11 protein-coding genes are annotated in these 12,039 nt (G+C 59.3%); 3 read left to right on the top strand and 8 right to left on the bottom strand.

What is annotated here, in order from left to right; all coding sequences use genetic code 11:
* Nucleotides 1–105: 105 nt before the first annotated feature.
* The 5 genes from ilvD to PSH69_RS28165 all read right to left on the bottom strand — a co-directional run bounded on the left by ilvD (nucleotide 106) and on the right by PSH69_RS28165 (nucleotide 7,106).
* Nucleotides 106–1,947 carry a dihydroxy-acid dehydratase gene (gene ilvD, locus PSH69_RS28185; protein ID WP_018928674.1) on the bottom strand — a complete coding sequence of 614 codons (1,842 nt, stop codon included), beginning with the start codon at nucleotides 1,945–1,947 and terminating at the stop codon, nucleotides 106–108.
* A gap of 257 nt (nucleotides 1,948–2,204) precedes the next feature.
* Nucleotides 2,205–3,425: an MFS transporter gene (locus PSH69_RS28180; protein ID WP_305410416.1), complete on the bottom strand. Its 1,221-nt coding sequence runs from the start codon at nucleotides 3,423–3,425 to the stop codon at nucleotides 2,205–2,207.
* Nucleotides 3,418–4,395: a diiron oxygenase gene (locus PSH69_RS28175; RefSeq protein WP_305410415.1), complete on the bottom strand. Its 978-nt coding sequence runs from the start codon at nucleotides 4,393–4,395 to the stop codon at nucleotides 3,418–3,420. Before PSH69_RS28175 ends, PSH69_RS28180 begins: the two co-directional genes overlap by 8 nt.
* Complete coding sequence (locus PSH69_RS28170; protein WP_305410414.1) at nucleotides 4,392–5,471, bottom strand: SagB family peptide dehydrogenase; 1,080 nt, start codon at nucleotides 5,469–5,471, stop codon at nucleotides 4,392–4,394. Before PSH69_RS28170 ends, PSH69_RS28175 begins: the two co-directional genes overlap by 4 nt.
* A 438-nt stretch (nucleotides 5,472–5,909) precedes the next feature.
* Nucleotides 5,910–7,106 carry a class I SAM-dependent rRNA methyltransferase gene (locus PSH69_RS28165; protein ID WP_090326160.1) on the bottom strand — a complete coding sequence of 399 codons (1,197 nt, stop codon included), beginning with the start codon at nucleotides 7,104–7,106 and terminating at the stop codon, nucleotides 5,910–5,912.
* A 232-nt stretch (nucleotides 7,107–7,338) separates the two neighbouring features.
* On the opposite strand from PSH69_RS28165, the gene PSH69_RS28160 reads away from it, so the two are divergent.
* The 3 genes from PSH69_RS28160 to PSH69_RS28150 are packed head-to-tail and all read left to right on the top strand — an operon-like array spanning nucleotide 7,339 to nucleotide 9,372.
* Complete coding sequence (locus PSH69_RS28160; protein ID WP_305412886.1) at nucleotides 7,339–8,151, top strand: HDOD domain-containing protein; 813 nt, start codon at nucleotides 7,339–7,341, stop codon at nucleotides 8,149–8,151.
* Between the two features lie 30 nt (nucleotides 8,152–8,181).
* On the top strand, nucleotides 8,182–8,994 hold the full coding sequence (gene mutM / locus PSH69_RS28155; RefSeq protein WP_018928680.1) for a bifunctional DNA-formamidopyrimidine glycosylase/DNA-(apurinic or apyrimidinic site) lyase: 813 nt from the start codon (nucleotides 8,182–8,184) through the stop codon (nucleotides 8,992–8,994).
* Nucleotides 8,995–9,048: 54 nt separating this feature from the next.
* Complete coding sequence (locus tag PSH69_RS28150; RefSeq protein WP_305410413.1) at nucleotides 9,049–9,372, top strand: multidrug transporter; 324 nt, start codon at nucleotides 9,049–9,051, stop codon at nucleotides 9,370–9,372.
* A 91-nt stretch (nucleotides 9,373–9,463) separates the two neighbouring features.
* On the opposite strand, the gene PSH69_RS28145 is transcribed toward PSH69_RS28150, so the two are convergent.
* The 3 genes from PSH69_RS28145 to PSH69_RS28135 all read right to left on the bottom strand — a co-directional run bounded on the left by PSH69_RS28145 (nucleotide 9,464) and on the right by PSH69_RS28135 (nucleotide 12,029).
* A complete protein-coding gene (locus PSH69_RS28145) occupies nucleotides 9,464–9,715 on the bottom strand; it encodes a YfhL family 4Fe-4S dicluster ferredoxin (protein WP_003195146.1) in 252 nt (83 codons plus the stop codon).
* 123 nt (nucleotides 9,716–9,838) lie between these two features.
* Nucleotides 9,839–10,318: a pantetheine-phosphate adenylyltransferase gene (gene coaD, locus PSH69_RS28140; RefSeq protein WP_007939322.1), complete on the bottom strand. Its 480-nt coding sequence runs from the start codon at nucleotides 10,316–10,318 to the stop codon at nucleotides 9,839–9,841.
* 115 nt (nucleotides 10,319–10,433) lie between these two features.
* Nucleotides 10,434–12,029, bottom strand: a complete 1,596-nt coding sequence (locus PSH69_RS28135) for a GMC family oxidoreductase (protein ID WP_305410412.1) — start codon at nucleotides 12,027–12,029, stop codon at nucleotides 10,434–10,436.
* Between the last annotated feature and the right edge of the window lie 10 nt (nucleotides 12,030–12,039).

The following is a 12,039-nucleotide window of genomic DNA, read 5'->3' as shown; positions in this document are numbered from 1 at the left end:
TCCGCGTCACTGGACGCAGAGCGTCCCTTGAGGCATTCCCACGCGGGAGCGTGGGAACGATCAGCCCCGCACTTGGCGGGGCATTTTTTGTTCGACGGTTAAGTATTACAGCCCGTCGAGCATCGCTTTGTTACGCACGGCACCCTTGTCGGCGCTGGTCGCCAACAGGGCATAGGCTTTCAGAGCGGTGGTCACTTTACGTGGACGCTTTTCCACCGGCTTCCAGCCTTTCTTGTCCTGCTCGACCCGGCGCGCGGCCAGTTCTTCGTCGCTGACCAACAGGTTGATCGAGCGGTTCGGAATGTCGATCAGGACCTTGTCGCCGTCCTGCACCAGACCGATCGCGCCGCCGGCAGCGGCTTCTGGCGAAGCGTGGCCGATGGACAGGCCCGACGTGCCGCCGGAGAAACGGCCGTCGGTCAGCAGGGCGCAGGCTTTGCCCAGGCCTTTGGATTTCAGGTACGACGTCGGGTAGAGCATTTCCTGCATGCCCGGGCCGCCTTTCGGGCCTTCGTAACGAATGATCACGATGTCGCCAGCCTTCACTTCGTCGGCGAGGATGCCGCGTACGGCGCTGTCCTGGCTTTCGAAGATCTTCGCGTTGCCTTCGAAGACATGGATCGACTCGTCGACACCGGCGGTTTTCACCACGCAACCGTCCAGCGCGATGTTGCCGTACAGAACGGCCAGGCCGCCTTCTTTCGAGTAAGCGTGTTCGACACTGCGGATGCAGCCGTTTTCACGGTCGTCGTCCAGGGTTTCCCAGCGGGTCGACTGACTGAACGCGGTTTGCGTCGGGATGCCCGCAGGGCCAGCCTTGAAGAAGTGATGCACCGCTTCGTCGTTGGTCTGGGTGATGTCCCACTTGGCGATACCTTCGGCCATGGTCTTGCTGTGTACGGTCGGCAGGTCGGTGTGCAACAGGCCGCCACGGGCCAGGGAACCAAGGATGCTGAAGATCCCGCCGGCACGGTGCACGTCTTCCATGTGGTACTTCTGGATGTTCGGCGCGACCTTGCACAGTTGCGGTACATGGCGGGAGAGGCGGTCGATGTCGCGCAGGTCGAAATCGATCTCGGCTTCCTGGGCCGCGGCCAGCAGGTGCAGGATGGTGTTGGTGGAACCGCCCATGGCGATGTCCAGGGTCATGGCGTTTTCGAACGCCTTGAAGTTGGCAATGTTGCGCGGCAACACCGACTCGTCGTTCTCGCCGTAGTAACGCTTGCACAGCTCGACGATGGTGCGGCCGGCCTGCAGGAACAGCTGTTCGCGATCGCTGTGGGTGGCCAGGGTCGAACCGTTGCCCGGCAACGCGAGACCGAGGGCTTCGGTCAGGCAGTTCATCGAGTTGGCGGTGAACATGCCGGAGCAGGAGCCACAAGTAGGGCAGGCGCTACGCTCGTACTCGGCGACCTTCTCGTCAGAGGCGCTGGAGTCGGCGGCGATCACCATGGCGTCGACCAGGTCGAGACCGTGGCTGGCCAGTTTAGTCTTGCCGGCTTCCATCGGGCCGCCGGACACGAAGATTACCGGGATGTTCAGGCGCAAGGCGGCCATCAGCATGCCAGGGGTGATCTTGTCGCAGTTGGAAATGCAGACAATGGCGTCGGCGCAGTGGGCGTTGACCATGTATTCGACGGAGTCGGCGATGATCTCGCGGCTCGGCAGCGAATAGAGCATGCCGTCGTGGCCCATGGCAATGCCGTCATCCACGGCGATGGTGTTGAATTCTTTGGCTACGCCGCCGGCCCGTTCGATTTCACGAGCGACCAGTTGACCCAGATCCTTCAGGTGCACATGGCCCGGTACGAACTGGGTAAAGGAGTTGGCAATGGCGATGATCGGCTTCTTGAAGTCGTCATCCTTCATCCCCGTGGCGCGCCACAGTGCGCGAGCACCGGCCATGTTGCGGCCGTGGGTGGATGTTTTCGAGCGGTAATCAGGCATGGAGCACTCCGGGCGGCAAATCAGGTATCAAAAGGGAAGTGAGCTTCTATTGACGTCTGGAACACTCAGAAATGGCCGTGTGTCCGGAAGTTGCCGATAACTTTGCGGGATCGCCGCGCGCTTCAGCTTGAGCTCATAAACCCGCCGGGGGATGACTGGCGATGAATCTCGCGATTCTACACCGCTGGCGTCAGGAGGGAATGCCGGAAAGTGCTGATCCACTGCTGACGGCGCGCGTGGGATGACGACCGGCAGGATTATTCGACACTTGGGCTGCCTCCCGGGCTTTTGGCTCGGCTATGGATACGACTGTTGAGCGCCAGCGCCATGCTACTCAAAATGATAAAGCTGTATCCAAGGGTGGATTGCAGGTTGGTCGGGCTCAAGCTGATGAGCGCGCTGATCAACCCACCGCAGATGAAAATCACCGTGCTGCCGGCCGACGCCGAGGTTCCCGCATTTTCGGGGAACAGGCCCATGGCTTTGGACGTGGCGGCCGGTCGGGCAATGGTGGTGCCGGCGGTACAGATGAGCATCGGTACCAGGACGGTGATCGGGGACAACGCAAAGTGGCTTGAGAGGTAAAGCATGATCAGGCCGGACAGCAGGATCAGGCTCAGCCCGCTGATGACTTGATGGCCGGGACTGATGCGTTTACCCAGCAGCGTCGCAACCATGCCGCCGATGATGTAGGCGCCGCCGTATGCCAGCAGGACCAGGGAGAAGTCATAGGCCGATAGCTGCAGTTGATCCATGAAAATCAGCGGCGAAATCACGATGAAGGAAAAATGGCAGGCGAAAGCAAAGGCTGAAATCAGCCAGTAGGACAGAAAGTCGACATCGCACAAGATCTGGCGGTAGGGCTGGAAGATATTCAGTCGTGCTCCGGTTGCCGCTGGCCGAGTGTTTTCGAGAAAAAACCAGGCCTTGAGCAGCACTATTCCAGCCAGTGCGGTAAACACCCAGAAGCTGCCCCGCCAGCCCAGTGTGGCTTGCAGAAGCGTACCGGCCAACGGAGAAACGGAGATGAAAACGCCAGTGGCAGTCACCATCAGTATCCGCAACCGGTCACGCTTCTCACCCTCGAACAGGTCCTGAATCAGCGCTTGAGACAGCACGAAACAGCCACAGCCGAGCGCCTGAATCACACGGAACAGCAGGAAGTGGACATAGTCCGTGGTCAGTGTGCAGCCCACTGCGCCCAGCATCGAAACGGTTATTCCGGCAAGCAACAGCCCTTTGCGCCCGATCGCATCCGACAGCGGCCCGATCAGCAGTTGGGAGACCGCTATGCTGACGGCAAACAGACTGATCGACAGCGCAATGTCGGCGGGTGTGCTGCGAAAGTGTTCGGCGAGCGCCGGGAAAGAGGGCAGCAGGACATCCAGCGGGAACACGCCAAGCAGCACCATGGCCAACAACAGGCTGACCGCCCCCCGACGTTGTTTGACGGTCGCCGCGAATTGTCCTTCAGCCATCGATAAGCCCTGCCTTCATGAACAGTTGCTGGTTGGAGGGCAGGTCGAAGAAACCAGCCTTTTTTAACGCCTGAAGCGTTGCGCCAGCACCGGATCGCGCCCGTTGATGGGTGGCTTGGGGGCTGGTCAGTCCGCCAAGAATTTCCGTGATGGTGGTCTGGCCAAGACCCGCGCTGAGCAGGCTTTCGCGCATCCATCGCTCATCGGCTTCGAAGAACATCCGGATGATGTCCAGCAGCGCTTTGGCGACAAACGTGCGTTGAGGGCTGTTCAGCGTCAGCCACAGGTAATGGAACACTTCAGAGAAATAGCGACTATGGCGCGCCTCGTCCGCCAGATGATCCCTGAGCATTGCCTGGACGCTGGAAACCAGGTCGTTACGGCAGACATCGAGCAGTTCCTTGGCAATGATCGTCTCCGACACGAACCCGACGAGAAACCAGGCCAGCGCCCTGTATCTTTCAGGGGCGCCGTCAAGCAGGGCGTTCAATCGCATGATGCGATGGGGCATGACCGGACGCCGGCTGATCCCGTAGAAACTGGCAACTTGCTCGGCAAGGCTGTTGGAAAACAGGGCGTGATAACCCTCGTCGGTATAAAGCTGAAGCGCGGCGGTTTTCATTCGTGCGGGAATGTGGACGTTCAGTTCATCATGGATGATGGTTTCTACGGAGCGGTTGACGATGCGGTGCTCAAGCAAGGTGGTGTAGTCGAGGAAGTACACCAGATGATTGGCCGATAACCGATGGATGACGGTTTGACCTGCCGCCTGGATAGCCGGGTGAGTCAGGTAAGCCAGGCAGCCTGGAGGAAACCAGTGGCGCGTTTCCAGTTGCTGTTCCAGGTCTGGCGGTAATAGATAGTCGTGTTCGCTGGTGCGCACTGACGCACGGGTATTCCAGTCGCCCAGGGTGTAACGATGAGCCCAGGACACGGAGTGGTCCAACGGGGCAATGATGGGAGTGGTCATTGTTGCGGCTCCCGACTGCTCAGAAGATCTTTCAATTCCTGGCACATCATTTGTCCGTCGCTGTAGCCACAGCCGACAAAAAACAACGGTTGTTCTGCGGTGTCCTCGATCCCCAGCAAGACCTCGACCTGATCATCGGCCAGCGCCCCCGTCAGCCAGGTGTTCAACCCCAGTGCAGTGGCCGCCAGTTGGAATGTTTGCGAGATATGCCCCGCTTCCACGAAGGCCATTCGATAGGCTCGCGAGTGTTCATATTTCCACCACAGCTTGTCGAACCGACTGGTGATGAACAGGCCCACGGGCAGGTTGTTGATGAAGTGCTGCCCACACAGCAACTGCCCCAGTGGCGAGTCAGGTGTCGGGTTGACGAAACTCAAGGCGTGGTCGGTGGGGTGATACGCGTAGAGCCCGGGTTTCAGGCCGCTGACGTTGTGTACATGAAGAAAGCCTTCGCAGGCATTCAGCCCGCCACCGGATGGGCTGCTGCGCCGGGCACCGAGACCTTCGACAAGGCTTTCGTCGACATCGTTTTCGCGCTCATGCAAGTAGCCAAGGGACAGGTAAAGCAGCGTGCCGATAGCTTCCAGTGAAACGGCGGCATCGGTGAAGGTACGGCAGGTTTTTCGGCCGATCAGGACGTTGGCAAGAGAGCCTTCCGGCAGGCAGGAAGGTTTCGGCAGGGTAATCAGATCCTGCGCCTGGCGTTCTATGAGCCTGCTGCCCGGCGCGGGTGCGGCCAGCACTTCGGTGCAATGGTCCAGATAGTGTCTCGACCATTCATGAATGTTCTGAGGGATATATTCACAGGGAATGTTTTTGGTGCCGATATGGAATATCTTCGATAGTTCATCCCAACCCCATTCAATTGTGTCTTGTATTGATGTTGTCAGTATTCCTGCGTTCAGGAGTTGAGTGTCAACTATATTGCTGTCGTTATACGATTCGGGGTTGTTGATAAGTTGTGCAAGTCTGGTTGAGTATTCCAGATTTAGTTCAAATTGTTTGTGGTTTTTGTAATCCCAGACTATTTGGCGGGGCGTGCGCGGAAGTATGAATAGATATGGGTTTATCTGCATGGTGGGCGGTTCGCTCTGGACGGGTGCCATAGAACACGCTGGGTAGCCGGCACTCCCCAGCGTCTCATTTACTTAGCGGGCTTTTGGTGCAACCAGAAAAGCCAGGTTGGCGATTTTGTTAGTTTCCAGAGTAATTGCTTTCATGTTTATGACTCCTTGTCATTTGATAGTGAGTGTCACTTCGTGGTGACAACTCAATCATAGGCTGTAATGAGCCCTTTTCAAGGAGATATTAAGTAGGAAAATTCCAGTAATTTTGTCGGAGTGGTCTTGGGCTTGGAACAGTTTTGTAAGTTATATTCCTTCAAATAAAAGATGCAGGGAAATGTCCTGCAAGCCAGTAGGACCGCAGAGTAAGAAATTGGAGTTGTAGAGTAAATATTGTGGCGTCAAAGCGGCTGACGGAGAGCCTGTCGGCTCCCCGTCAAACCGGCGTACTCAGCTGTTTGGCAGCAGGCGGCAGGTAATGCTCTTGATGTAGCGGGTTTCGGCAATGGCCGGGTGTACCGGGTGATCCGGGCCCTGGCCGCCGCGCTCGAGCATCTGGATGTTGCGGTCCAGGTGGCGGGCGCTGGTCAGCAGGATGTTCTGCAGATCGTCTTCCGGCAGGTGCATCGAGCACGATGCGCTGACCAGAATGCCGTCCTTGGTGAGCAGGCGCATGGCTTGTTCGTTCAGGCGACGGTAGGCGCCTTCGCCGTTTTTCATGTCTTTCTTGCGTTTGATGAATGCAGGAGGGTCGGCCACGATGACGTCGAAACGCTCTTCGCTGGCTTTCAGCTCTTTGAGGGCTTCGAACACATCGCCTTCAATGCAGGTCATTTTTTCGGCGAAACCGTTCAGTGCGGCGTTGCGCTCGACGCCGTCGAGGGCGAAGGCCGACGCATCGACGCAGAACACTTCACTGGCGCCGAAGGCGGCCGCTTGCACGCCCCAGCCACCAATGTAGCTGTACAAGTCCAGTACGCGTTTGCCTTTGGCATAAGGTGCCAGACGCGCGCGGTTCATGCGGTGGTCATAGAACCAGCCGGTTTTCTGGCCCTGGATGACCGGCGCTTCGAACTTCACGCCGTTTTCTTCCAGCGCCACCCACTCCGGCACCAGGCCGAACACGGTTTCGACGTAACGGTTGAGGCCTTCGGCGTCACGGGCTGCGGAGTCGTTCTTGAACAGGATGCCGCTAGGCTTGAGTACTTGGGTCAGGGCCGCGATCACGTCATCTTTGTGAGCTTCCATGGTCGCCGAAGCGATCTGGACCACCAGGATGTCGCCGAAACGGTCGACCACCAGGCCTGGCAGCAGGTCGGAGTCGCCGTAGACCAGACGATAGAACGGCTTGTCGAACAGGCGATCGCGCAGCGACAGGGCGACGTTAAGGCGATGCACCAGCAGCGACTTGTCCAGCGGCAACTTGATGTCGCGCGACAGCAGGCGGGCGCAGATCAGATTGTTCGGGCTCATGGCAACGATGCCCAGCGGCTTGCCGCCGGCGGCTTCGAGGATCGCCTGATCGCCAGCCTTGAAGCCGTGCAATGGGGTGGCGGCTACATCGATTTCGTTGCTGTAGACCCACAAGTGACCGTTGCGCAGGCGTCGGTCGGCGTTGGCTTTGAGGCGCAGGCTAGGCAGGGACATGACGTCGCTCCGGAAAAAAGAGCGGGAGTATAGCGTGTTGAGGGAGCGGCAGGTTTGACGGACGATGAAACGCGCATGACGCCATCGCGGGCCCGCACACATATGGATTGAGTTTGACTGGCTGTCGGATCGATCTTTTTAAGGGGTAGAATCCCCGCCTGACCCGGAGTGCGTACTTATGTCCCAAGAGCTGTCTTCTGAACAGATTCAACAGTCCCTGCAAGGCATCAGTGTGCCGGCCCAGCCGCAGATCATGGTGGATCTGCAGATGGAGCAATATATGCCCGACCCGGACCTGGAGGTGATCGCCAAGCTGATCTCCCAGGACCCTGGCCTTTCCGGCTCCTTGCTGAAAATCGTCAATTCGCCGTACTACGGCTTGAGTAACAAGATCACCGCGATCCAGCGTGCAGTAAACCTGTTGGGCAGTCGTTCGATCATCAACCTGATCAACGCGCAGTCGATCAAGGGCGAGCTGAACGACGACACCATCGTCACCCTCAACCGTTTCTGGGACACGGCACAGGACGTGGCGATGACCTGCCTGAGCCTGGCCAAGCGCGTCGGTGTCCAGGCCGGCGATGAAGCTTATGCGTTGGGCCTGTTCCACGATTGTGGCATCCCGCTGATGCTCAAGAAATTCCCCGATTACATGAAAGTGCTGGAACAGGCCTATGCCAACGCCAGCGTCGAATGCCGCGTGGTGGATACCGAGAACAGGCAATACAACACCAACCACGCCGTGGTCGGGTATTACACCGCCAAGTCCTGGCGTCTGCCGGAACATGTCACCCAGGCCATTGCCAACCATCACAATGCCCTGGCCATTTTCAGCGATGAGTCGTGCCGCAATACACCGCTGAAAAACCTGCTGGCAATCCTGAAGATGGCCGAGCACATTTGCGCCTCCTATCGGGTGCTGGGCAACCAGCCTGAAGACCACGAATGGAACAATGTCGGGCATCTGGTGCTCGATTACATCGGTCTATCGGAATACGATTTCGAAACCCAGAAACAAGAAATTCGCGACCTCGCCACACGTTGAGTGTCGAACCTCGCCTGATTCGAGAGCCTCATGCCTGAACTGCCGGAAGTCGAAACCACCCGCCGCGGAATTGCACCGCACCTGGAAGGCCAGCGCGTCAGCCGGGTGATCGTGCGTGAGCGCCGTCTGCGCTGGCCGATCCCCGAAGACCTGGATGTGCGGCTGTCGGGCCAGCGCATCGTGCTGGTGGAACGGCGGGCCAAGTATTTACTGATCAATGCCGAAGTCGGCACGTTGATCAGCCATTTGGGCATGTCGGGGAATCTGCGGCTGGTGGAAGCCGGCTTGCCGGCGGCCAAGCATGAGCATGTGGACATCGAGCTGGAATCGGGCCTGGCCCTGCGTTACACCGACCCGCGTCGGTTCGGGGCAATGCTCTGGAGTCTCGACCCGCTGAATCACGAACTGCTGGTTCGCCTGGGGCCGGAGCCGTTGACCGATCTGTTCGATGGCGAGCGTCTGTTCCAGCTGTCCCGCGGGCGATCCATGGCGGTCAAGCCGTTCATCATGGATAACGCGGTGGTGGTTGGCGTCGGCAATATCTACGCGACCGAAGCGCTGTTTGCTGCCGGCATCGACCCGCGCCGCGAGGCCAAGAGCATTTCCCGGGGGCGTTATTTGAAGCTGGCGATCGAGATCAAGCGCATCCTGGCGCTCGCCATCGAACGGGGCGGTACCACGTTGCGGGACTTTATCGGCGGCGACGGCCAGCCGGGGTACTTCCAGCAGGAGCTGTTCGTGTACGGCCGTGGTGGTGAACACTGCAAGGTCTGTGGCACGGGGCTGCGGGAAGTCAAACTCGGGCAGCGCGCCAGCGTCTTTTGTCCGCGCTGTCAGAGCTGATATCGGCTACGGTCTATAGTCAGTGTTCTCACTGCCTAGCCGAAGGACCGTGCCATGAATCTGTTTCGAACCCTTGTCGTCACGCTGCTGCTGAGCATCGCTGCGCCCGCGCTGGCTACTGAGAACGGCAGCGGCGACCCGCGTTACACCATCCAGAATCCACCGGCCTACGCCATGCTTGGCGATCTGCTGATTGCCCGACCGTTGCTGGTGGTGGCGACAGTGATCGGTGCCGGGGCGTTTGTGGTGTCGCTGCCATTTACCGCGCTGGGCGGCGGCATTGGCGATGCAGGGCAGGCGCTGGTGGTCGACCCGGCGAAAGCGGCGTTTGTGCGGTGTCTGGGGTGTGTCGGGGAAGGGTTTGAGCAGCGGGAGTGAAGCAAATCAAAAGATCGCAGCCTTCGGCAGCTCCTACTGGTGTACGCATTCCAGCGTAGGAGCTGCCGAAGGCTGCGATCTTTTCAGGCTTTCAAGCCTTACCGGTAATCTTCCGGTATTTCTCCATCAACTGTTCTTCAGTTTCCGGATGGGCCTCGTCCAGCGGAATGCAATCCACCGGGCAGACCTGCTGGCACTGCGGTTCGTCGTAGTGGCCGACACATTGCGTGCACAGGTTCGGGTCGATCACGTAGATCTCTTCGCCCTGGGAAATGGCGGCGTTCGGGCACTCGGGTTCGCAGACGTCGCAGTTGATGCAATCGTCGGTGATGATCAGGGACATGCTAACTCCAGCCGGGGCGGCAGGCCCTGGCGCAATAAACCAATGCGCACAATTGTGCCGCATTGGCGCCCGCAGTGCACGCGGGCGCGATCAAGTGCAGCAGATCGCAGCCTTCGGCAGCGCCTACTTTTTGAAGCGTTCGGTGAGGGCGTCGGCCACCACCGGGTGGACGAACTTGGTGATATCGCCGCCCAGGGCCGCGATTTCACGGACCAGTGTCGAGGAAATGAACGAATAACGCTCGGACGGGGTAAGAAACAGGCTTTCCACATCCGGTGCCAGTTGGCGGTTCATGTTGGCCAGCTGGAATTCATATTCGAAGTCCGACACCGCGCGCAAACCACGCAGGAACACATTGGCGTTCTGCTCTTTGGCGAAGTGCGCGAGCAGCGTCGAGAAGCCGACGACTTCAACGTTCGGTAAATGTTTGGTGACCTCGCGGGCCAGCTCCACACGTTGTTCCAAGGGAAACAGCGGGTTTTTCTTCGGGCTGGCGGCGACGGCGATGATCACGTGATCGAACAGGCGCGAGGCGCGTTCGACCAGATCGCCATGGCCCTTGGTAATAGGGTCGAAGGTACCTGGGTACAACACTCGGTTCATCGCGTCGTCCTGGCGGGAGTCCGTTGGGGAGTCGGATGGTATCGCAGCCTTCCCGGTCGGCCAAGTCGCCTGTTGGGTAAGAAAGCACTATAGACGATGGGAATATTCCGCGTTTTCATGGGTTTTTCAAACGCTCGGCCAGTGAATTCGCCAGTTGCGCTGTCAGTCCGTAGACCGACAATTGTGGGTTTGCCCCAATGCTGGTGGGGAATAGCGAGCCGTCGTGGATCGATAGATTGTGCAGTTGGTGATGTCGGCCGAGGCTGTCGGTCACGGCGTTTTTCGGATCTTCACCCATGGCACAACCGCCCATTACATGAGCACTGCCCAGGCGCGTGCGATACAACTCAAGGCTCAATCCGTCGATCAATGCACGCGCTTCGGTGAGGGTTTTCACGTAACGGGCGTCGGCATGCATCGGCATCACGGCGTTGGCGCCACCGGCGAACTGGATCTCGGCCATGCTATGGAACGCCCGGCGCAACCCGTCCCAGGCATACGGTGAAACCTGATAGTCGAGCACCGGCGTGCCATCACTGCGCAATTCGACACTGCCGCCGGGGCTGTCCGGGTGAAAACCGTCTCGCAGCAACGCCAGCATCGCGTGGGTATGTGGCAGATTCTCCATGTGCCGGGCGTTTTCCATGCCGAAGCCACCGAGCAGGGTGGTGGCCAGCGCCGGGTGCAGCGGTGGGACCTCCAATTTGTAGGACATCTTGCCGGTGGTGCCGTCCTGCCACTGGAAATGGTCGGAATAAATCGACTGCGGCGCGCCGTAGAACGGGTTGATCACCTCGTCGAACAGCCCGGCGGACATGTTGACCAAATGCAGGAACGTCCGTTTTCCCAGTCGCTCATGCGGATCCGGCGCCTCTGAACGCAACAGCAGCGCCGGGCTGTTGATCCCGCCGCCGGCCAGCACGTAATGCCGTGCCTTGACCGTGATCGTGCGACCGGTAGGGGCGACGCAACGCTCATCCATCGCCACGCAGTGCAGGCCTGTGACCCTGCCGTCCTTGATCGACAGCTTTTCGGCGCGGGCCAGATAGAGCAGCTCGCCACCTTTTTCCAGGGTCGCCGGGATGGTCGTGACCAGCATCGATTGCTTGGCGTTGGTCGGGCAACCCATGCCGCAGTAGCCGAGGTTCCAGCAGCCGCGCACGTTGCGCGGGATCACATGCCAGGCGTAGCCGAGTTTTTCGCAGCCTTTGCGGATGACGTCGTTGTTGGCGTTGGGCGGCACCCGCCACGGGGCGACGCCCAGGCGTTGTTCCATTTTCTCGAACCAGGGCGCCATCTCGGCCGGTGTGTGGCCTACGACGTCATGTTCTTTGGCCCAGTGTTCGAGCGTCTGATCCGGGGTGCGAAAGCTCGAAGTCCAGTTGATCAGCGTGGTACCGCCCACCGCCCGGCCCTGGAGGATGGTGATCGCACCGTCCTTGCTTATGCGCCCGATGCCTTCCTGATAGAGGCTGGTGTAGGCCTGATCTTCGAGCATCTTGAAGTCGCTGCTGGTCTTGAGTGGGCCTTCTTCGATGAGCAAGACCTTGTAGCCTGCGGCGCTGAGGATTTCGGCGGTGGTTCCGCCGCCGGCACCGCTGCCGATGATCGCCACATCCGCTTCGAGGGTCAGGTCCTGGGGCAATTGCGAACCGTTATAGGTTTTCCAGCCACGGGCCAGGCCTTCGCGAAACGGATCGGGTACGGGCATGTTCGGGGTC

Origin of the sequence: Pseudomonas sp. FP1740 (genome assembly GCF_030687165.1) — a bacterium.
Taxonomy (GTDB): Bacteria; Pseudomonadota; Gammaproteobacteria; order Pseudomonadales; family Pseudomonadaceae; genus Aquipseudomonas.
The sequence above is the reverse complement of the archived record's forward strand: the minus strand, read 5'-3'. Positions and strand labels throughout refer to the sequence as shown.